The organism is Novacetimonas maltaceti (assembly GCF_002906255.1).
In the GTDB taxonomy this organism is placed as follows: Bacteria; Pseudomonadota; Alphaproteobacteria; order Acetobacterales; family Acetobacteraceae; genus Novacetimonas; species Novacetimonas maltaceti.
The window spans coordinates 18,437-39,378 of record NZ_POTC01000019.1 but is presented as its reverse complement, the minus strand read 5'-3'; the positions used below and the strand labels follow the sequence as shown (position 1 = coordinate 39,378).

Sequence of the window (20,942 nt, the reverse complement as noted above, 5' to 3'; positions counted from 1 at the left end):
CTTTGTCGCGCCTGCGGGAACGGACGGCTGTAACGGTTGCCCGGAACCCTGAAACAGGTTGGACAGGACGAGATCATGCATCCCTATCGTACCCATAGCTGTGCGGCCCTGCGGGCCAGCGACGCCGGGCAGACGGCCCGCCTTTCCGGATGGGTACACAGCAAGCGGGACCACGGTGGCCTGCTGTTCATCGATCTGCGTGACCATTTCGGCCTGACCCAGATCGTGATTCCCGCCGGCTCCCCGGTGCTGGAACTGGCGGAGAAGGTCCGCGTCGAAAGCGTCCTGACCGTGACGGGCGAGGTCGTGCTGCGTGATGCCGCGACGAAGAACCCGAACCTGCCGACTGGCGATATCGAGGTCCGCGCGCAGCAGATCGACGTGCAGTCCGCCGCCGACGTGCTGCCGTTCCAGGTCGCGGGGAACGAGAACTACCCCGAGGACCTGCGCCTGACCTACCGCTATATCGACCTGCGGCGCGAGAAGGTGCATCGCAACATCATGCTGCGCGCGCAGGTGATCGCAAGCCTGCGCCGGCGGATGACGGACCTTGGCTTCGTCGAATTCCAGACGCCGATCCTGACCGCGTCCTCGCCCGAGGGCGCGCGCGACTTCCTCGTGCCCGCGCGGATGCACCCGGGCAAGTTCTATGCCCTGCCGCAGGCCCCGCAGCAGTTCAAGCAGCTGGCGATGGTCGCGGGTTTCGACCGCTATTTCCAGATCGCGCCATGCTTCCGCGACGAAGCCGCGCGTGCCGACCGTTCGCCGGGCGAGTTCTACCAGCTTGACTTTGAAATGGCGTTCGCGACGCAGGAAGACGTGTTCGCGACGCTGGAGCCGGTGATGGAAGGGGTGTTTCGCGAATTCGGCAATGGCCGCACCGTCAGCAAGGCCCCGTTCGAGCGCATCCCCTATGCCACCGCCATGGAAGTCTATGGCAGCGACAAGCCCGACCTGCGCAACCCGCTGAAGATTTCCGATGTCACGGAGTCCTTTGCGGAGTCCGGGTTCGGACTGTTCGCGCGCATCGTCGCCGATGGCGGGCAGGTGCGCGCCATCCCCGCGCCGGGGGCAGGGGACAAGCCGCGTGCGTTCTTCGACAAGCTCAATGCCTGGGCGCGTGAAGCCGGTGCCGGTGGCCTTGGCTACATCATCTTTGCCGAAGATGGCGGCAAGGGGCCGATCGCCAAGAACCTGGAGCCCGAACGTGTCGCCGCCATCCGTGACAAGACGGGCCTGAAGGCGGGCGACGCGGTCTTCTTCGCCGCGGGCAAGGGGGACGAGGTCGCCAAGTTCTCCGGCCTCGTGCGCACGCGCGTTGCGACCGAGCTTGACCTGATCGAGGAAAATTCCTTCCGTTTCTGCTGGATCACGGATTTCCCGATGTTCGAGCGCAACGAGGACACGGGGCAGATCGACTTCTCCCACAACCCGTTCTCCATGCCGCAGGGGGGCATGGAAGCGCTGGAGAAGCAGGACCCGCTGACGATCAAGGCGTACCAGTACGACATCGTGTGCAACGGCATCGAACTGTCGTCGGGCGCGATCCGCAACCATCGTCCCGACGTGATGATCCGCGCGTTCGAGATCGCGGGCTATCCCGAAAGCGAGGTCGAGGCCCGCTTTGGTGGGATGCTCAACGCCTTCCGTTACGGCGCGCCGCCGCATGGCGGGTCCGCGCCGGGGGTGGACCGTATCGTCATGCTGCTGGCCGATGAACCCAACATCCGCGAGGTCATCCTCTTCCCGCTCAACCAGCAGGGCGAGGACCTGATGATGGGCGCCCCCGCCCCGGTGGAGGCCGCGCGCCTGAAGGAACTGTCGCTGGCGCTCGACCTGCCCAAGCCGAAGCCTGCGGTGGTGAAGGCCGCCGCCACCCCGAAGAAAGACTGAGCCCATGCGCCCCGCCATCCGTGCCTGCGTCATGAACGCGCCACGCTGGCGGGGCCTGTGCATGGGCGCGCTCCTGCTGGCCACGGGTGCGCCCATGGCCCGGGCGGACGCCCCGACGCCGCTTGCGCCGCATCGCGCGGTGTATGACCTGACGTTGGAATCCGTCAGCGGCGGGCAGGTCGTCTCCGCCAGTGGCAGCATGACCTATGTGCTGTCCGATGCGTGTTCCGCGTGGTCCACGCAGCAGGAACTCAACCTGCAGACCGCCACCCGCAGTGGCGCGCAGACGGAAATCCGCACCGATTACGCTGTGCTGGAGGACAAGGACGGCGGCCACATGGTCTTTCGTACCCACCAGTATGGCAGTGGCGTGACGGAGCAGAAGATCAGCGGGGAGGCGACGATGGCCGCCACCGGCGGGCAGGTGCATTATACCCAGCCCGGCGTGAGCGTCGTCCCGCTGGCGGCAGGCACGCTGTTTCCCGTGGCGCATACCAGGGCAATCATTGCCGCCGGCCGCGCGGGACAGGCCACGATCGAACCCGCCCTGTTCGATGGCACGACCGAAAAGGGCGCGATCGACACCTTCATCGTCCTGATGGGATGGAAGCCACCGCCCACGCAGACGGATATCCCCGCGCTGGTGCATCTGGGGTCGGTCGGGACGCATGTGGCCTATTACGACCATGCGACGCACGACATGCCGCCGGATTTCGATATCGGCATGCGGTATTTTGAAAATGGTGTGTCCGACCAACTGGACATGAATTTCGGGGAGTTCCGCATGCGTGGCACGCTGCGCACCTTCACCCCGCTGCCCGCGCCGCGCCATTGCTCTGTCATGGTGACGCCGCATGCTCCGTAAGGAAACGCATGCTCAGGGGCTTTGCCCCCGAACCCTCACCAAAGGGCGCGACCCTTTGGAAACCATGACTTCATAAACAGATCAGGGTGCAGGGATCGGGATCCCTGCCGGGTCCGGGCAGCGCCCGGATGTTTCATGCACGCGACGGCCTTGCCCATTCAGGGGCTTTGCCCCCCGAACCCCCACCAAAGGGCGTGGCCCTTTGGAAACCATGACTTCATAAACAGATCAGGGTGCAGGGATCTGGATCCCTGCCGGGTCCGGGCAGCGCCCGGATGTTTCATGTACGCGACGGCCTTGCCCATTCAGGGGCTTTGCCCCCGAACCCCCACCAAAGGGCGCGGCCCTTTGGAAACCATGACTTCATAAACGGATCAGGGTGCAGGGATCGGGATCCCTGCCGGGTCCGGGCAGCGCCCGGGTGTTTCATGCACGCGATGGCCTTGCACGCTCGAAAACCGTTCAGGCGGCCCCATCGCGCAATGTGACGATCAACGGCACATGGTCGGAGGGTTGCTTCATGTTCCGCTCCTCCCGGTCGGGCACGGCGCTCACCAACCGTTCGGCCAGGCGGGGGGAGAGCAGGGCATGGTCGATGCGCAACCCGCTGTCGCGCTGCCACGCCCCGGCCTGATAATCCCAGAAGGTGTAGAAACGCCCCACCGGATGCAGCGCGCGCAGGGCGTCGGTCAGCCCCAGCCACAGCAGCGTGCGAAAGGCCGCGCGCGACGCCGGGCGCACCAGCGCGTCATCTGGCGGCAGCGCGCCGGGGGCAAGGTCCTCGTCCGTGGGGCAGACATTGTAATCCCCCGCCAGCACGAAATCCGTGCCCGCGCGCAGCAGGGCGCGGGCGTGCTGCGCCAGCGCGGCCATGAAGGCGAGTTTGTTGGCGTAGCCCGCATCCCCACCCGAATTGCCGTTGGGCAGGTAGAGGTTGCCGAATGTCAGCGCCCCGGTCCGCACCTCGACATAGCGCGCCTGCGGCGGGTCGCACTCCCATCCCGGCAGCGTGCGGTGCGTGAGCGTGAACGGAACGCGCGAAAGGATGGCGACGCCGTTATAGCTTTTCTGCCCGACGACCACGCTTTCATACCCGGCCTTGCGAAACACGTCGGCGGGGAACTGGTCCTCGGTGCACTTGATTTCCTGCAGGCCAAGCAGGTCGGGCTGTTCCCGCTCCAGCCATTGCAGGACAAGGTCCTGCCGCTGGCGGATGGAATTGACGTTCCAGGTGGCGAATTTCATTGCGCGTCAGTCAACCGAAAAACTGGTGCCACACCCGCACGAGGATGTAGCCTGCGGGTTATGGATGGTGAAATGCGCGCCCATCAGGCTGTCCTTGAAATCGAGTTCCCCGCCGTCGAGCAGGTCGAGGCTGGCGGGATCGACGATCACGTGCGTCTCCCCCGCCGGGATCAGGATGTCATCGGGGGCGATGTCGGTCTCAAGCGCGAATTTGTACTGGAACCCGTTACAGCCCCCCGCGAGGACGGAAACCCGCAGCCCCGGCGGCGTGGGGGTGGGATCGCCCTGTTCCTCAATGATCTCGCGCAGGCGCCTGACCGCACCGTCGGAGACGCGGAAGCGGGTGGAAGTGGGGTGGTCGGCGGTCTTGTCCATCGGGTATCACCATCGTGTGACGAAACCGGCGGACGCGGCAGCATGGTGGCCATCGCGTCCGGGGCAGGTTATCGGACAAAGGACGGATGCGCGGCCATCGCGCCCGGCCTTCATGCGGGATAGAGGTATATATGAGTGTCGCTTCCTATGCTGTCCAGATCGCGACCGCGCGCGGCCGCCTCCATCCGGAGGCCGAAGCCCCCACGCGCACGCCATGGCAACGCGATCGTGACCGGATCGTCCATTCGGCCGCCTTTCGCACCCTGCAGTACAAGACGCAGGTCTTCCTCAACCACGAAGGCGATTTCTTCCGCACCCGCCTGACACATTCGCTGGAGGTCGCGCAGATCGCGCGCTCCATCGCCCGCAGGCTCAATCTGGACGAGGACCTGACCGAAGGGCTGGCGCTGGCGCACGATGTCGGCCACACGCCGTTCGGCCATGCGGGGGAGGAGGCGCTGTCGGCGGCGATGCGGCCATGGGGCGGGTTCGACCACAACACGCAGTCCCTGCGGCTGGTGACGACGCTGGAGCGGCACTATTTCGCCTTTGACGGGCTGAACCTGACATGGGAACTGCTGGAGGGACTGGCCAAGCATAACGGGCCGGTGGACCATCCCACGGCCTATGTCGCGGAATATGCCGCGCGCCATGGGCTGGAACTCGACAGCTTCGCCTCGGCGGAGGCGCAGGTCGCGGCGCAGTCGGACGATATCGCCTATCACGCCCATGACCTTGATGACGGGTTGCGCGCGGGGCTTTTGCACCTGCCCGACCTCGAGGACCTGCCCGTGGTGGGGGAGGCGCTGGCCCAGGCGCGGCAGGTGCAGCGCGAAGTCGGGGCCGGGCGGTGCGGCGGCGCGGATGACCCGCGCCTGCGGCATGAGACGATCCGCCGTGTGATCAACGTGCTGGCCACCGACCTTACGGCGCAGACGCAGCGCAACCTTGAACGCCTCTCCCCCACCTGCGCCGATGACATCCGCCACGCGCCTTGGCCCGTGGTGGAATACAGCGATGCCATGCGTGCCGCGAACCTTGAGATCCGCAAGTTCCTGTATGCACGGCTGTATCGCCACTGGCGGGTGAACCGCATGACGCGCAAGGCGCGGCTGACGGTCGAATCGATTTTCACCATCCTGTCGGAAAACATGGGGCTGCTGCCCGATGGCTGGCGTGAGCAGGCGTTGGCCGCGCGGAGCGCCGAAAAGTTGGCCGATGCGCACCGCGTCGTGGCGGATTATATAGCCGGGATGACCGACCGCCTCGCCATGGAGGAATATCGGCGGTTGACGGACCTGTCCTCGCCGGGGTGAAACAGCATGGCATCATGCCGCCATGTCCCATTCCGGGATGTGGCCACTCTGCCGCGTTGTGTTGTCCGGGCCTGTGGCCCCGGGTGTCAATTTTGGGAAACCGCACCACATGTCTGACAGTCTGTTCGTCCGCTATCTTTCGCATGTGCGCGAGGCACTGGGCCAGGTCGTGCCCGACCTGCCCCCCGCCATCGTGGCGCGGGTGGAGGTCACGCCCACGCGCGATCCGTCGCATGGGGACCTTGCGACGAATGCAGCGCTGCTGGTGGCGAAGGTCGCGCGGCGCAAACCCGCAGACATCGCGGCGGACCTTGCCCGTGTGCTCGAATCCGTGCCCGGCGTGGCCTCCGCGCAGGCGGCGGGGCCGGGATTCGTGAACCTGAAGCTTGCGCCGTCGGTCCTGCAGGAAGTCGCGGCACAGGTGCTGCGCGCGGGCGAATCCTATGGCGACAGCCAGGTGGGCGCGGGCACCACGGTCAATGTCGAATATGTCTCCGCCAACCCCACGGGGCCGATGCATGTCGGGCACTGCCGTGGCGCGGTGGTGGGCGACGCGCTGGCGAACCTGCTGTCGAAGGCGGGTTATGGCGTGACGAAGGAATATTATATCAACGATGCCGGCGCGCAGGTCACGGCGCTGGCATGGGCGGCGTACTGGCGCTACCTGCAGGCGATCGGCACGCCCCTGACGCAGGATGAATTCGCGGCCCTCGTCCCCGGCGGGATCCAGTATGGCGGCGACTACCTCGTGCCGGTGGGCGAGGAACTGGCACAGCGCCACGGCACGTCGCTTGCGGCCGAAGGCGGCCGTCCCGCGCCGGTGGATGTGTGGATGAAGACCGTGCGGACGGAGACGGTCGCCCGCATGATGGCCATGATCCGCGAGGACCTCGAAGCCCTTGGCGTGCATCACGACGTCTTTACCAGCGAGGCGAAGATCCTTGCCGATGGGGAGACCGACCGCGCCATCGACCGGCTGGCGGCGAAGGGCCTGATCTATGAAGGCGTGCTGGAGCCGCCCAAGGGCAAGCTGCCCGAGGACTGGGAGGCGCGGCCGCAGACGCTGTTCCGCTCCACCGAATTTGGCGACGACGTGGACCGCCCCCTGCGCAAGTCCGACGGGTCGAACACCTATTTCGCCAACGATATCGGCTACCATGCGGACAAGATCGCGCGTGGGGCGGATGTGCTGATCGACGTGTGGGGCGCGGACCATGGCGGCTATGTCACGCGCATGAAGGCCGCGGTTGCGGCGCTGGGGCAGGACGGGAAGCCCGAACTTGATGTCCTGCTGTGCCAGATCGTGCGCATCGTGCGCGACGGGCAGCCGGTGCGCATGTCCAAGCGCGCGGGCACCTTCGTCACCCTGCGCGACCTGATTGACGAGGTCGGGCGCGATGCCGTGCGCTTTACCATGCTGACGCGCAAGGCCGACGCGCAGATGGAATTCGACCTCGACCAGGTCGTGGCGCAGAGCCGCGACAACCCGGTCTTCTACGTGCAGTACGCCCATGCGCGCTGCTGTTCCGTGCTGCGCGGGGCCGCTGAACTGGCGCAGGCGGGCAGGCTTGAGGGCGACCTGTCGGTGGAGGCCCTGTCCACGCTGGACCTGTCGGGGCTGTCATCGGATGCGGAACTCGCGCTGCTGGGGCGCATGGCGCAGTGGCCGCGCGTGGTCGAAAGCGCCGCCATCGCGCATGAACCGCACCGCATCGCGTTCTACCTGCAGGAACTGGCGGCGGATTTCCATGCGTTGTGGAACCGTGGGCGTGACGACGCCACCCTGCGTTTCCTGCATGAGGATGATGCCGAACTGACGCGTACGAAACTGGCACTGGTCGAAGCCACGGCAAGCGTGATCCGTTCGGGTCTGCGCGTCCTTGGTGTCGAGCCGGTCAAGGAGATGCGATGAGCGCAGCAGACCCCACCGACCGGACCCCGCCCGACGACCGGCTGAACCGCCAGCGCGAACGGATGATCCGCGATTATGACGAGGACGACGATACCGGCGCACGCACCCCGATGGAACCCACCGACGCCGGCGGGTCCAGGGGACGTGGGATCCTGTCCACCCTGACGCGTACGCTGGGGTCGGGCCTGCTGGGCGGCAACGACCCCATGACGCGCAAGCTGCTGCTTGGGGCGGCGGGGCTTGGTGGGCTCCTGATCGTGTTCGTCGGGGGATGGTCGCTGTTTGGCCATCACCAGAACGGCATTCCCGTGATCGGGCCGCCGCCGGGGGCGCTGCGGGTCAAACCGACCGACCCGGGCGGGATGCAGGTGCTGGGCGCTGACGGGCCGGGTGCGGGCGATGGCGGCGATGGCGCGCACATGGCCCCCGGCCCGGAACAGCCGCGACCCGACGCCATGGCCCGCCAGTACGGGCAGGCCGACACACCCGCCCCGGCGGCGGGCGACGCGGCCGCCCCCGCGCAGGCCGGGCCTGCCGCGCCGGGCGTGCAGGCGCAGCCGCTGGCCTCGGCCCAGACGGATGCAGGTCCGGCACCCGCCCCGCCGCCTCAGGCCGCCCCCGCGCCACAGGCCGGGGCTACGCAGGAAGAAGCATCCCCTGATGCGGAGGAACGCGCCCCGGCCCCGGCGCCTGCCGCCCACCATGCCGCGGCCAGCCATGCGGCGGGCGGGCAGTACGGCGTGCAGCTGGCTGCCCTCGACAGCGAGGCGGCGGCCCAGAAAAGCTGGGCGCGCCTGCAGCACCAGTACGCCTCTCTGTTCGGTGACCGGCAGCCCGCCATTGTCCGTGCCGAACATAACGGGACAGTGTTCTATCGCCTGCGGGTCAGGGGGTTTGCCTCCACCGCGCAGGCTTCCGCCTTCTGCCAGCAGGTCAAGGCGCACGGACTGGCCTGTAACCCGGTCCGGTTCTGAGCCCCGGGCCATGACCGTTTTCCATGCCGGTGGCCAGGGGCGCGCGCATGTCCGCTGAGGACGCAGGCAGCGCACAGGCGCATGCCCCGTCCGTCATGGCCCCGATCCTGCATCTCGACGGGTTCGACGGGCCGATGGACCTGCTGTTGGAACTTGCACGCGCGCAGAAGGTGGACCTTGCGCGCATTTCCATCCTCCAGCTTGTGGAACAGTACCTGGCCGTCGTCGATTCCGTGCGGAACCTGCGGCTGGAACTTGCGGCGGACTGGCTGGTCATGGCCGCATGGCTGGCATGGCTGAAATCGCGCCTGCTGCTGCCCGCGCATGACGAGGACGCGCTGGATGCGGAGGAAGCGGCGGGCGCGTTGCAGGCGCGTCTGGTGGAACTGGAACGGGTCGGGCTGCTGGCGCGCTGGCTTGCGGCGCAGCCCTGCCTTGGCCATGACGTGTTCGAGCGCGGGGAGGCCGAGGACCTGGTGGAGATCGACCGCTCCGGCCTTGCGGTGGACATCGCGCAGTTGATGCGCGGCTACATGACGGCCATGCGGCGGCATGCGCGCAAACGCGCCTATCGCCCGCGGCAGTTTCATTTCTGGACGGTGCAGGACGCGCTGCGCCGCCTGCGCGACCTGCTGGGCGCGGACATGGTGCCCGACTGGTGCAGCCTTGACGCCTTCCTGCCAGATGTGGGCGAGACGGGGCGCATGGATGCGGCGCGGGAGGACGAGCGCCGTGCGCAGCGGCGCGCGGCGGTGGCGGGCACCTTGCTCGCCTCGCTGGAAATGGCCAAGAGCGGCGTCATAGAATTGCGTCAGGATGAGGAATTCGGCCGCATCGAACTGCGCCGCAACCCGCAGGCCGAAACAGTGGAGACAGGAGTGCAGACGGCATGACGACAATCCCGCCCGACGGGGACCACGCCCCCCAACTGTCCCTGCCCGATGTGGCGCCGTCCGACGCCGCGCCGGCCGATGCCCACCGTGGCGTCCCGGCGGACATGGAGGTGTCGGACATGTCCGTGCGCCTGGTCGAGGCGCTGATTTTCGCGCGCGCCGAACCCGTCAGCGAACGCGCGATCGCGGAGCTTCTGGAAACGCAGGGGGAGATCCCGGCCGGCGTGGACGACCTTGGCGCCTATACCCGCGCGACGCTTGGGCGGTTGCTGGCGCTGTATGAAGGGCGCGGCGTGATGCCGGTGGAGGTCGCGGGCGGGTGGCAGTTCCGCACCACGCCCGACCTTGCGCCGCGCCTGACGCGGGTGCTGCGCCGCCCGCGCAGGCTGGCGCGCTCCACCATGGAAACGCTGGCGATCATTGCCTATCACCAGCCCTGCACCCGTGCGGAGATCGAGGGGATACGCGGCGTCTCGCTCAGCCAGCAGGTGCTCGATACCCTGCTGGAAGCCGAACTCGTGGTGCCGCTTGGCCGCAAGGAGGTGCCGGGACGGCCGATCCTGTGGGGGACATCGGCCGGGTTCCTGCGGCATTTCGGGCTGCGTGACCTGCGCGACCTGCCACGGCGGGAGGAACTGCTGGTCGATGTGCCCGACCTCAAGCCCGCAGCGCAGGAGGAGCAGCCGGGACAGGACATGTTCGACGCCCCGCCCGACGATGCGGCGGAAGGGGAAGGCGCGCGGCAGGAGGCCGATGATGCGGTTTGCGCCCCGCCCGATGCGTGATAGGTCTGCGGACAGGTTTTTCGCGCTATGCGACGGGTTGGTGGAATGCTGGTCCCGGCGGGCGGTCGTGCCGCGTGCGGGGGCAGGAGAGGGCAGGGTGTCATGTTCGATTTCGCGTGGTCTGAATTCGCCCTGATCGGGGCCGTGGGCCTGTTGCTGATCGGGCCGAAGGACATGCCGGTGGCGATCCGCACGGTAACCGGCCTGATCAAGAAGGCGCGCAAGATGGCCGCCGAATTCCAGACCCATGTCGATGAAATGGTGCGTGAGGCCGACCTGACGGAAGCGCGCGACCAGCTTGGGCAATTGCGCCGGATGAACGTGCGTGACCAGATCATGCGCGCGGTCGATAATGATGGCAGCCTGCGCCGGGCGCTTGATGAGCGTCCGCTTGATGCCGGCACGGCGCTGTCGCCCCCCACCATCACCCCGCCGCCACCCGCGGGCGGCGCAACGCAGCCCCCGATGGACGAGGTGGCGATGCCGTCGCGTTATCGCGGCGCGCCGACGATCCCGTCGCTGCATGATGAACCCGTCACATGGCCCCCGATGGCCGGGCCGCCCGCGCCGGATTTCGTGCCGCCACAGGTCGCGCGCCGGATTGCCGATGAACGTGCGCGCCTGCACCCGCCGGCGTTCCTGCCGCCGGTGCGCGTGATCCATGCAGGCCGCCGCGTCGCCCCGGCGCGTGCGACCGATATACCCAGTTCCTGAATGTCTGGCCCATGCCGGGGGATACGACGCTGAACGACGATACGCTTGATGACCAGCCCATGCCACTGCTTGAGCATCTGGTGGAGCTCAGACGCCGGCTTCTGTGGTCGGTCGTGACCTTCGCGGCCTGTTTCGCGATCTGTTATTATTATTCGACCCAGATCTACATGTTCCTTGCCCGGCCGCTTGCCGACATCATGCGCCAGCAGGGGGAACAGCCGCACCTGATCTATACCGCGCTGGCCGAGGCGTTCTTCACCTACATGAAGGTGGCGTTCTTTGGCGCGGCGTGCCTGTCCTTCCCCATGGTCGCCATCCAGGCGTGGATCTTCATCGCGCCGGGCCTGTACCGCAGTGAAAAGCGCGCCTTTGCCCCGTTCCTAGTGGCGACGCCGGTGATGTTCGCGCTGGGCGCGTCGCTGGCGTATTATTTCGTCTTCCCCGCCGCGTGGAAGTTCTTCCTTTCCTTCCAGAGCACGGGCGGCCACGGGGCCGATGGCATCCAGATCGAACTGCAGGCCAAGGTGTCGGAATACCTGTCGCTGGTGATGAAGCTGATCCTGGCGTTTGGCACCGCGTTCGAACTGCCGGTCGTGCTGACGCTGATGGCGCGCGTGGGGCTGGTGACGGCCGAAGGACTGGCGCGGGTGCGGCGTTACGCCTATGTCGGGGCATTCGTGATCGCCGCGATCCTGACGCCGCCCGACGTGATTACCCAGACCGGTCTGGCCGTGCCGATGATCGGGCTTTATGAAATTTCCATCGTCTGCGCGCGCATGGTCGCCCCCCGCCGCGTGGACGGGACCGAGGAGGATTCCTGATGCACGACCTGCGCGCCCTTCGCGCCGATCCCGACGCGTTCGACGCCGACCTGAAGCGCCGGGGCGAACCGCCCGTTGCCGCCGCCATCCTGGGGCTGGATCGCGAACGGCGTGCCGCCGAAACCGCGTTGCAGGAATGCCAGGCCCAGCGCAAGGCGCTGTCGAAGGAAGTGGGCGCCCTGCGCCGCACGGGTGCCGACAGTTCGGCGGTGGAGGAAAAATCCGCCGCCCTGCGCGCGCGGATGGAAGAACTGTCCACGCAGGTGGCCGACCTCGATACGCAGCTGCGCGGGACGCTGGAATGCCTGCCCAACCGGCTTGCGGCGGACGTGCCCGACGGGCGTGACGAAAGCGGCAATGTCGTATGCCACACATGGGGTGACGTGCCGGAAAAGGGCTTCCCCGTGAAGGAGCATTTCGAACTGGGCGAGGCGCTGGGCCTGATGGATTTCGAAATCGCATCACGCCTGTCGGGTGCGCGGTTCGTGGTCCTGCGCGGTGCGCTGGCGCGGATGGAGCGCGCGCTGGGGCAGTTCATGCTGGACCTGCATGTGCGCGAAAACGGGTATGACGAAACCTCCGTCCCCGTGCTGGTCAATGACGCGGCGATGTACGGCACCGACAAGCTGCCGAAATTCGCGGACCAGTCCTTCCGCACCACCGATGGCCGCTGGCTGGTCCCCACGGCGGAGGTGCCGCTGACGGCCTCGGTCGCGGGGGAAATCCTTGCCGCCGACACGCTGCCGCGTCGCATGGTGGCCCTGTCCTCGTGCTTCCGCAGCGAGGCCGGGGCGGCAGGGCGCGATACGCGCGGCATGCTGCGCCAGCACCAGTTCCAGAAGGTGGAGATGGTGTCCGTCACCGCGCCGGAAGACAGCGAGGCGGAGCATGAACGCATGACCCGCTGCGCGGAGATGGTGCTTGAACGCCTTGGCGTGCCCTATCGCCGGATGCTGCTGTGCGCGGGCGATACCGGGTTCGGCGCGGCCCGCACCTTTGACCTTGAGGCATGGCTGCCGGGACAGAAGGCATGGCGGGAGATCTCCTCGTGCTCCACCACCCGCGATTTCCAGGCCCGTCGCATGAACGCCCGCTACCGCGCGGCGGACGGTAAGCCCGCCTTCGTCCATACGCTCAACGGGTCGGGGCTTGCGGTCGGGCGTACCCTGATCGCGGTGATGGAAAATGGGCAGAACGAGGATGGCTCCATCACCGTGCCGGAGGTGCTGCGGCCCTATATGGGCGGGACGGACGTCATCAGGGCTGGCGCGAAGTAGGCGGCGGCTATGTTCAGGGGCTTTGCCCCCGAACCCCCACCAAAGGGCATTGCCCTTTGGAAACCATGATTTCTAAACGAATCAGGGTGCAGGGATCGTGATCCCTGCCGGGTCCGGGCAGAGCCCGGATGCTCCATGCGCTGACTGTCTCAGGGGCGTTGCCCCCGAACCCCCACCAAAGGGCATTGCCCTTTGGAAACCATGACTTCTGAACGAATCAGGGTGCAGGGATCGTGATCCCTGCCGGGTCCGGGCAGAGCCCGGATGTTGCATGCGCCGATGGCGTGACGCAGTGACGCTCATTTCCTGCGTCGGGGCCTGCCACGCGGCCGGTCGTCGGTGCGGGAATTGCGATCCATGCGGTCATGGTTGCGGCGGCGCGGGGACATCTGCGGCATTTCGGCGCGCGTGCGTGTGCTCTGCTGGCGCAGGACGTCCTCGATCCAGTCATTGAGGCGCGTGGTCGCGATTTCCGCATTCTCGCGGTCGGGATAGGCATCGGGGAAGCGCAGCGCCAGCCACCGCCATGCCACCAGTCGCTTGTGCCGTTTTTCCGCGCGTTCCAGTTCGCTGCGTTCCGCCCGTTCGGCAGGCGGCAGGCGGCCGGTGCCCGGCGGCGGCACGGCATGGCCCGCCGCATGGTCGGCGGCCCAGCCCACCAGGCGCTGTATGCCATTGTCGCGGTCATCGACCGGGCACATGGCATAGACCCAGCGCTGTGCCAGCGTCAGCCCTTCCACCCCTTCAAGAGCAGTCGCGATGGCGAAGGCCTGTTCCATGTTGGCCAGCCGGTAATTCGGGTCATCACGGCGCAGCACGGCGCGGCGGATGCGCACCAGCACGCCGAACAGGCTGTCGGAGCCGATTTCGGCGGCCACCGCCTGCACGATGTCCGCGTCGGGCTGCACCTGCGGGCGCAGGTCGTCCAGGCGGGCGGGAGGGGCGGCGAGCATCGCATGGATGAAGGATGGGCTGCCCACGCCTTCGAGCACTGCGACGACACCCTTTTCATGCTTGCCGAAGCGTCCGGCGCGACCGCCGATCTGCTTGACTTCCTGCGCATTGAGGTCGCGCGTCTGCGTGCCGTCGAACTTGCGCAGGGCGGCGAAGATCACGCGGCGGATGGTCAGGTTCAGGCCCATGCCGATCGCGTCCGTCGCGATCAGGATATCGGCCTCGCCCCGGTTGAAGCGCTGGGCCTCCGCCCGGCGGACTTCGGGGCTGAGCGCGCCATAGACGACAGCCACCCGCTTGCCATGCGCCAGCAGCAGCGCGCGCAGGTCCAGCACCTCGCGCCGGGAAAATGCAATCAGCGCGTCATGCGGCTGCAGGTCCTGGATGCGCACGGGCGTGTCGGCGGCGACCAGCGGGCTTTTGCGCTCCAGATGTATCTCGTCCACCGGGTCGCCGCACAGTTCGGCGATGCGCCGGACCATGGGGATGCAGTCCGGCGCGCCAAGTATGAACAGGTGACGCGCGGGCGCTCCCATGATCGCCGCCGTCCATGCCGCCCCACGGTCGGGATCGGTCAGCATCTGGGCCTCGTCGATGATGGCGACATCGACGGGGTTGTTCAGCGGGCACATCTCCACCGTGGCGGCAAGGTGGCGGCTGCCGGGGACGTCGATCCGTTCCTCCCCCGTGGCGAGGGAGGTGGGCACGCCGCGCGCGGTCAGGGATTCGCGGAATTCATGCGCCAGCAGCCGCAGCGGGGCGAGCGCCAGCCCGCTTTCGGCCCGTGCCAGCGCATCAAGCGCGGTGTGCGACTTGCCGCTGTTGGTCGGGCCGGTGACCAGCGTGATGCGGCGCTTGAGCGCGCGGGCGGTGGTGAAATGCGCGGCATAGCGGTCAAGCGCTGCGACCTGCGCGATCACGGCATTGCCCACGCGCCGGTCGCCCATGTCGGGGGCAAGCGGCACGGGCGTGCCGCGGTCTGGGCGTTCCTGCCGCCATGCCTGCACCTGCGGGCGCAGGGAAATCAGTTCGGCGGGGTCGAATTCCCAGCGTTCCTGCCCATCCTTCTGCGGCACGCGGCGTGCGACCGGCAGGCGTTTTTCCGCGATCCAGCGCAGCGCCTCGCGGTGGGAGCAGCGCAGCAGGCCCGGTACCTCGGCAAAGGGGACAAGCTTCGTCTCCCACTCCCGCAGGCGCTGGACCTCTTCCTTGCGGCGGGCGCGGGCGGTCTGCTCGATTTCCTCGCGCCGGTTGCGGGTGCGGCTGTCGGCGTCCTCCACCTGCCGGGCAAAGGCCTCGGCATCGGGCAGGTCGAACGCATCCGCCGCCGCAAGGGCAAGCGTGCGCAACTCGGCCGCCGCCAGTACGCGGCCCGTCCCGTCGAACAGGTCGGTGCGCACATTGTCCACCGCCGCCTGCGCGCTGTCGCCCTGTTCGCGCAGGCGCGCGCGGATCACCGGGCGCAGCGCCGCCAGCAGGCGGGCATCGTCGGGTTCGGGATCGTCCAGCGTCGTGGCGGCGCTTTCGGCATCCGCGCGGGTGATCCAGACCTGTCCCGCCCGGCGGGTCATGTCCATCAGGCGCGACCCCCATGGCTTGCGCCGCAGCGTGCACAGCGCCGCGCGGAACGTGGCCGCGTCGATATGTTCCGCACCCGGCTGCAGCAGGCGCGCGATGATGCGCTCCAGCTTCTGGCGTTCGCGGGTTTCCACATTCAGGCCGGTGGCCGCGATGGCCGCATCCATGGCGATCAGGGCAGGCGCCGCACGGGCGGGAAGATCAGATGTCATGTCTGCCTATGTGCGTCATTCGCACGCGCACGACAATGTCGCGCACGCGCAACATGGCCGCGAATTCGTGCCCCGGCCCGTATGATGGCGCGGGAATTCCACACCATACGGGCACATCCGGGTCGCATCAGACGCAATTCTGCCTCCTGCGGTGCGATTTATGCAGGTTTATGCTGGAATACCACGCGCCAGATGCCTAAACATTCCCGCCTTGGAAAAATTGTCGCCGGACGCATATGTCAGGGGAACCTGGCGCGCGTCCGCGTCAGTCGGGAGAATAATGACCTTATGTCGGATACGTTGATCACGCCCGCCGCTGATGCAGTCCCGTCCGGTCTGGCGCCGGTGGAGGGGCAGCCGGGGGTTTACCACCTTGCCCCGCCGGTCAAGGAATATGGCCACCTGAACGCGGAAACGGTGCTGACGGTCCATCACTGGACCGATCGCCTGTTTTCCTTCACCACAACGCGTGACCCCGCGCTTCGTTTCGAGAACGGGCAGTTCACGATGATCGGCATCGAGGTCGAGGGCAAGCCGCTGCTGCGTGCCTACAGCATCGCCAGCGCGAATTACGAGGACAACCTCGAATTCCTGTCCATCGCCGTGCCTGATGGCCCGCTGACCTCGCGCCTGCGCCATGTGAAGGTGGGCGACAAGGTCCTGATCGGGCGCAAGCCGGTGGGCACCCTGCTGCTTGATAACCTGCGTCCGGGCCGCAACCTGTATTTCCTGTCCACGGGCACGGGCCTTGCCCCGTTCATGAGCCTGATCAAGGACCCGGAATGCTATGAACGCTATGACCATGTGATCCTGAGCCACACGGTCCGCATTTCCGGCGAACTGGCCTATTCCAACCACATTCGCCACGAACTGCCGCACCATGAGTTCCTGGGCGAGGACGTGTCGGGCAAGCTGCTCTACTACCCCGCCGTGACGCGTGAGCCGTTCGCCGTGACCGACCGCATCACCAAGCTGATCGAGACGGGCAAGATCTTCAAGGATCTCAACATCCCTGAACTCGACCCCGAGCATGACCGTGTCATGATCTGCGGTTCGCCGGAGATGCTGGCCGATACGGAAAAGATGCTCCAGGCGCGTGGCTTTGACGAGGGCAACAATTCCAGGCCCGGTGCCTATGTCGTTGAAAAGGCGTTCGCGGAGCGCTGATTGAATGGTGGCCGCGACCTACTCTTCCGGTGCGTGGGGGAGGCGGTTGCGGCCTGTCGGATGTGCTGATGTTGCGCATCCGGCCATAAGAGACTGTTTTTGAACAGTCTCTTGATAAAAATAAAAGTTTTTTTGGTGTCGCCTTTTGATCGAAAAAGGCGACGTCTTTCGAAGCTTTTTGAAAAAAGCTTCACCAAAAACTTTTTCACGTTTCTTGCACGGCCTTTTTCCAGCAGGGTGCAGCACTTCCATGGCATATGATTTTGATCTGTTTGTGATTGGCGCAGGCTCCGGCGGGGTGCGGTGCGCGCGTGTCGCGGCGTCGCATGGCGCGCGTGTCGGCGTGGCCGAAAGCAGCCATTGGGGCGGCACCTGCGTCAACCTTGGCTGCGTGCCCAAGAAGCTGATGGTGCAGGCCAGCGAATATGGCGCCGACGTCGATGACAGCCACGGCTTTGGCTGGGACACGCAGCGCGGGCACCATGACTGGGCCGCGCTGATCGCCGCCAAGGACCGCGAGATCTCGCGCCTCAACGGCATCTATGTCTCCATGCTGGAAAAGGCCGGGGTGCGGCTGTTTACCGGCCATGCCCGGCTGGAGGACGCGCACACCCTGTCCATCGGGCCATCGGCCCTGGACCCGCAGGCCGCGCCCCGCCGCGTCACGGCCCGGCGGATCGTGATCGCCGTCGGATCGACGCCCTTCGTGCCCGATATCCCCGGCATCGAACATGCCATCACGTCCGATCAGGCGTTCCACCTGCCGCAGCGGCCCGAACGGGTCTGCATCGTTGGCGGCGGGTATATCGGTGTGGAATTCGCGGGGATCTTCGCGGGGCTTGGCTCCACGGTTGACCTTGTCTACCGCCCGCACCAGCCGCTGCGCGGTTTCGATGCCGACCTGCGCGCCGCCCTGCATGAAGCGATCGACCTGCGGGGCATCCGCCAGCATCGTGGCACCACGCCCACCGCGATCGAGCGCAGGCAGGATGGCAGTTTTGTCGTGACCCTCAACCATGGGGAACCGGTCGAGACGGACTGCGTCTTCTTCGCCACCGGGCGGCGTCCGAAAATCGCCCAGCTCGGGCTTGAGGAAGTGGGCGTGAAAACGGTCTCTGGCGGGCGAATCGCCGTGGACCGCCACAGCCAGACCTCGGTGGAGGGGATCTATGCCATCGGGGACGTGACCAACCGGCTCAACCTGACGCCAGTCGCCATCGCGGAAGGGCATATCCTTGCCGATTACCTGTTCGCGGACCATGTGCGCGAATGGTCGTTCGCCACGACACCCAAGGCCGTGTTCTTCTCCCCGCCCGTCTCCAGCGTGGGCCTGACGGAGGAGGAGGCCGCCCGTCAGGGCGCGGTGGATGTCTATCTCAGCAGGTTTCGTCCCATGCGCAACACGCTGGGCGGCAGCCCGCAGCGCACGGTGATGAAGCTGGTGGTGGACCAGGCCAGCCAGAAGGTGCTGGGCGCGCACATGCTGGGTGATGACGCGCCGGAAATCATGCAGGGACTGGCAATCGCGGTGACGGCTGGCCTGACGAAGCAGGACTGGGACCGCACGATCGGCATCCACCCGACCTCGGCCGAGGAATTCGTGACCATGCGCACCCGCACGCGCGAAACGCCGCAGACCCCGGCGGAATAAGAAAAAAGAATAAAAGTTTTTGGGTGCTGCCTTTTTTAAAAAGGCAGCGTTTTTCGAAGCTTTTTGGAAAAAGCTTCACCAGAAACTTCTGAAACGAGTTTCCCGGTGGCGTCAGGGCGCTCTTTTTCAGGTTCCCCAAGTCCGTCCGGCCCCGATGGCCTGACGGACAGGGAAGAAAAAATCAGCGCGGCGCGACCCAGCCATTGCCGGTGGAATCGCCAAGCTGTCCGTCGCCATTGATGCCGCTGGCCTGATAGGACGAGCCAAAGCGCGACAGGTCGGTGCCGGTCACGGAATCGCGGTGGACATGTTCGGCATGGTCGGGATCGGGACCATGGTTCAGTTCCATTGACGGCGCATCCTGGTAACCGGGGGGCAGGCGGTTGCGCTGACCATGGACGGTCATGCGGTCCTCGCTGTTATCCGAACCTGAATCCTGGTCCGATGAGCCCGGGGGGGCAGCGTTGGCGCTGACGCTGAACAGGCACAGCCCCGCGGCGAGTGCTGTCATGAGTTTTCCACGCGACATGAGCATGGTTCGGTTTCCTTCCGCTTACGGCCTTCTACAATGCCAATTCCCGCCACGCGGCGTAAGGCGCATGGCAGCAGGCCATCCATGTTGATGTGTCATATGGAACGAACCGGGCGATAATGCGACCGCCAATGCTGCATTGGGCCGCCTGCTGTGGCGCTCCGGCAACGCCATGCGGGACATATAATAACAGCGAATGTGCCCCCGGCATAACAAGATGCTTTGCCAGCGGGGGTTTTTTCGACATAAAGGCAACCCCCTCGTGGGCAGGAAGGCGGATGGCAGGTCCGCGCCCGGGGGTGAATATCGTTTTGACCAGAGGACACAGGACACGACCCATGAGTGCGACGCACATGAAAAACAGCTCCGCGCGGCAGAACTGGACGCCCGGAAGCTGGCGGTCGTTTCCCATCAGGCAGGTGCCGACCTATCCCGATCCCGCAGCGGTGGAGGCGGTGGAGGAACGGCTGCGCCGCTATCCGCCGCTGGTGTTCGCGGGGGAGGCACGGCGCCTGAAATCCCATCTGGCGCAGGCCGCGCGGGGCGGGGCGTTCGTGCTGCAGGGCGGCGCATGCGCCGAAAGCTTCAGCGAATTCACGGCCGACATCGTGCGCGACACCTTCCGCGTGCTGCTGCAGATGGCCGTCGTGCTGACGTTCGGTGCCAAGGTGCCGGTCATCAAGCTTGGCCGCATGGCCGGGCAGTATGCCAAGCCGCGCTCCTCCGACACGGAAACGCGTGATGGCGTGACGCTGCCGTCCTATCGCGGCGACAACATCAACGGCGCGGCCTTCACCGCCGAATCGCGCGTGCCCGACCCGCTGCGCATGGAAACCGGCTATTTCCAGTCGGCCGGCACCATGAACCTGCTGCGCGCGTTCGCGGGCGGCGGCTATGCCAACCTGCATGAGGTGCATCGCTGGAACCTCGGCTTCGTCGAACGCTCCGCCATGGCGCAGCGCTATGGCCTGCTGGCCGAACGCATTGGCGAGACGCTGGACTTCATGGCGGCCTGTGGCCTGACGACCGCCTCCACGCCGCAACTGGACGAGACGGAGTTCTACACCTCGCACGAGGCGCTGCTGCTGGGATACGAGCAGGCGATGACGCGCATCGATTCGACATCGGGGGAATGGTACGACTGTTCCGCGCATTTCGTGTGGATCGGCGATCGCACGCGCCAGCCCGATGGCGCGCATGTGGAATTCCTGCGTGGCGTGCGCAACCCGATCGGCATCAAGGTCGGCCCCACCACGACCATCGAGGACCTTGAGCGGCTGCTCGACATCCTCAACCCCACGGACGAGGCCGGGCGCATCTCGCTCATTTCGCGCATGGGGGCGACGAAGGTGCGCGACCACCTGCCGCAGCTGCTGCGCAAGGTGCAGGGCACGGGCCGGACGGTCACATGGCTGTGCGATCCCATGCACGGCAATACCAGTTCGACCACGAATGGGGTAAAGACCCGCTCGTTCGACGCGATCCTTGCGGAAGTGAAGGGCTTTTTCGACGTGTTCGAGGCCGAGGGCGGTTTCCCTGGCGGCGTGCATTTCGAAATGACCGGGCAGAACGTGACGGAGTGCATCGGCGGCGCGCAGTGCCTGACCGAGGATGACCTGGGCGAGCGGTACGAGACCTTCTGCGACCCGCGCCTGAATGCCGAGCAGTCGCTGGAAATGGCGTTCCGCCTGGCGGAGGAACTCAAGACCCGCAAGCACCACGTACCCGGCGGGGAAAAGTAGGTCCGTCGCCAGAGACGGGCGGTAGTGACGGAGGAA

At 66.6% G+C, this 20,942-nt stretch carries 17 protein-coding genes; 13 read left to right on the top strand and 4 right to left on the bottom strand.

Features of this window, described 5'->3' with window-relative positions; all coding sequences use genetic code 11:
- Nucleotides 1–75 precede the first annotated feature (75 nt).
- Nucleotides 76–1,893: an aspartate--tRNA ligase gene (gene aspS, locus KMAL_RS08565; protein ID WP_110095292.1), complete on the top strand. Its 1,818-nt coding sequence runs from the start codon at nucleotides 76–78 to the stop codon at nucleotides 1,891–1,893.
- Between the two features lie 4 nt (nucleotides 1,894–1,897).
- A complete protein-coding gene (locus KMAL_RS08560; RefSeq protein WP_110095291.1) occupies nucleotides 1,898–2,758 on the top strand; it encodes a cell envelope integrity EipB family protein in 861 nt (286 codons plus the stop codon).
- Nucleotides 2,759–3,220: 462 nt separating this feature from the next.
- Here the strand turns inward: KMAL_RS08560 and KMAL_RS08555 are convergent, their stop codons facing one another.
- Nucleotides 3,221–4,003 carry an exodeoxyribonuclease III gene (locus KMAL_RS08555; RefSeq protein ID WP_110095290.1) on the bottom strand — a complete coding sequence of 261 codons (783 nt, stop codon included), beginning with the start codon at nucleotides 4,001–4,003 and terminating at the stop codon, nucleotides 3,221–3,223.
- Nucleotides 4,004–4,009: 6 nt separating this feature from the next.
- Nucleotides 4,010–4,378 carry a HesB/IscA family protein gene (locus KMAL_RS08550; RefSeq protein ID WP_110095289.1) on the bottom strand — a complete coding sequence of 123 codons (369 nt, stop codon included), beginning with the start codon at nucleotides 4,376–4,378 and terminating at the stop codon, nucleotides 4,010–4,012.
- Nucleotides 4,379–4,509: 131 nt separating this feature from the next.
- Here KMAL_RS08550 and KMAL_RS08545 point away from each other — a divergent pair, with 131 nt between their 5' ends.
- From KMAL_RS08545 to serS, 8 genes are all read left to right on the top strand, one after another.
- Nucleotides 4,510–5,694, top strand: a complete 1,185-nt coding sequence (locus KMAL_RS08545) for a deoxyguanosinetriphosphate triphosphohydrolase (protein WP_110095288.1) — start codon at nucleotides 4,510–4,512, stop codon at nucleotides 5,692–5,694.
- 109 nt (nucleotides 5,695–5,803) lie between these two features.
- The gene (gene argS / locus KMAL_RS08540) at nucleotides 5,804–7,606 is read left to right on the top strand and encodes an arginine--tRNA ligase (protein WP_110095306.1); all 1,803 of its coding nucleotides are present in this window, start codon (nucleotides 5,804–5,806) and stop codon (nucleotides 7,604–7,606) included.
- Complete coding sequence (locus tag KMAL_RS08535) at nucleotides 7,603–8,580, top strand: SPOR domain-containing protein (protein WP_110095287.1); 978 nt, start codon at nucleotides 7,603–7,605, stop codon at nucleotides 8,578–8,580. Before argS ends, KMAL_RS08535 begins: the two co-directional genes overlap by 4 nt.
- 47 nt (nucleotides 8,581–8,627) lie before the next feature.
- Entirely contained in the window at nucleotides 8,628–9,473 is an 846-nt protein-coding gene (locus KMAL_RS08530; RefSeq protein WP_239020031.1) for a segregation and condensation protein A, read from the top strand.
- 104 nt (nucleotides 9,474–9,577) lie between these two features.
- Nucleotides 9,578–10,258 (top strand): SMC-Scp complex subunit ScpB, encoded by a 681-nt coding sequence (gene scpB / locus KMAL_RS08525; protein ID WP_110095305.1) that lies wholly within the window; start codon nucleotides 9,578–9,580, stop codon nucleotides 10,256–10,258.
- A 102-nt stretch (nucleotides 10,259–10,360) separates the two neighbouring features.
- A complete protein-coding gene (tatB, locus tag KMAL_RS08520) occupies nucleotides 10,361–10,972 on the top strand; it encodes a Sec-independent protein translocase protein TatB (RefSeq protein ID WP_110095285.1) in 612 nt (203 codons plus the stop codon).
- 11 nt (nucleotides 10,973–10,983) lie between these two features.
- Nucleotides 10,984–11,793 carry a twin-arginine translocase subunit TatC gene (tatC, locus tag KMAL_RS08515; RefSeq protein WP_110095284.1) on the top strand — a complete coding sequence of 270 codons (810 nt, stop codon included), beginning with the start codon at nucleotides 10,984–10,986 and terminating at the stop codon, nucleotides 11,791–11,793.
- A complete protein-coding gene (gene serS, locus KMAL_RS08510) occupies nucleotides 11,793–13,070 on the top strand; it encodes a serine--tRNA ligase (protein ID WP_110095283.1) in 1,278 nt (425 codons plus the stop codon). The genes tatC and serS overlap by 1 nt, the downstream gene beginning before the upstream one ends.
- Before the next feature lie 299 nt (nucleotides 13,071–13,369).
- On the opposite strand, the gene KMAL_RS08505 is transcribed toward serS, so the two are convergent.
- Nucleotides 13,370–15,814, bottom strand: coding sequence for a helicase-related protein (locus KMAL_RS08505; protein WP_110095282.1), 2,445 nt, complete (start codon nucleotides 15,812–15,814; stop codon nucleotides 13,370–13,372).
- 288 nt (nucleotides 15,815–16,102) lie between these two features.
- Between KMAL_RS08505 and KMAL_RS08500 the strand changes: the two genes are divergently transcribed.
- Both KMAL_RS08500 and gorA read left to right on the top strand, forming a co-directional pair.
- On the top strand, nucleotides 16,103–16,981 hold the full coding sequence (locus KMAL_RS08500; RefSeq protein WP_110095281.1) for a ferredoxin--NADP reductase: 879 nt from the start codon (nucleotides 16,103–16,105) through the stop codon (nucleotides 16,979–16,981).
- Nucleotides 16,982–17,231: 250 nt separating this feature from the next.
- Nucleotides 17,232–18,632: a glutathione-disulfide reductase gene (gorA, locus tag KMAL_RS08495; protein WP_110095280.1), complete on the top strand. Its 1,401-nt coding sequence runs from the start codon at nucleotides 17,232–17,234 to the stop codon at nucleotides 18,630–18,632.
- Nucleotides 18,633–18,813: 181 nt separating this feature from the next.
- On the opposite strand, the gene KMAL_RS08490 is transcribed toward gorA, so the two are convergent.
- Nucleotides 18,814–19,167 (bottom strand): hypothetical protein, encoded by a 354-nt coding sequence (locus KMAL_RS08490; protein WP_110095279.1) that lies wholly within the window; start codon nucleotides 19,165–19,167, stop codon nucleotides 18,814–18,816.
- 335 nt (nucleotides 19,168–19,502) lie between these two features.
- Between KMAL_RS08490 and KMAL_RS08485 the strand changes: the two genes are divergently transcribed.
- Complete coding sequence (locus tag KMAL_RS08485) at nucleotides 19,503–20,906, top strand: class II 3-deoxy-7-phosphoheptulonate synthase (RefSeq protein WP_110095278.1); 1,404 nt, start codon at nucleotides 19,503–19,505, stop codon at nucleotides 20,904–20,906.
- Nucleotides 20,907–20,942 lie beyond the last annotated feature (36 nt).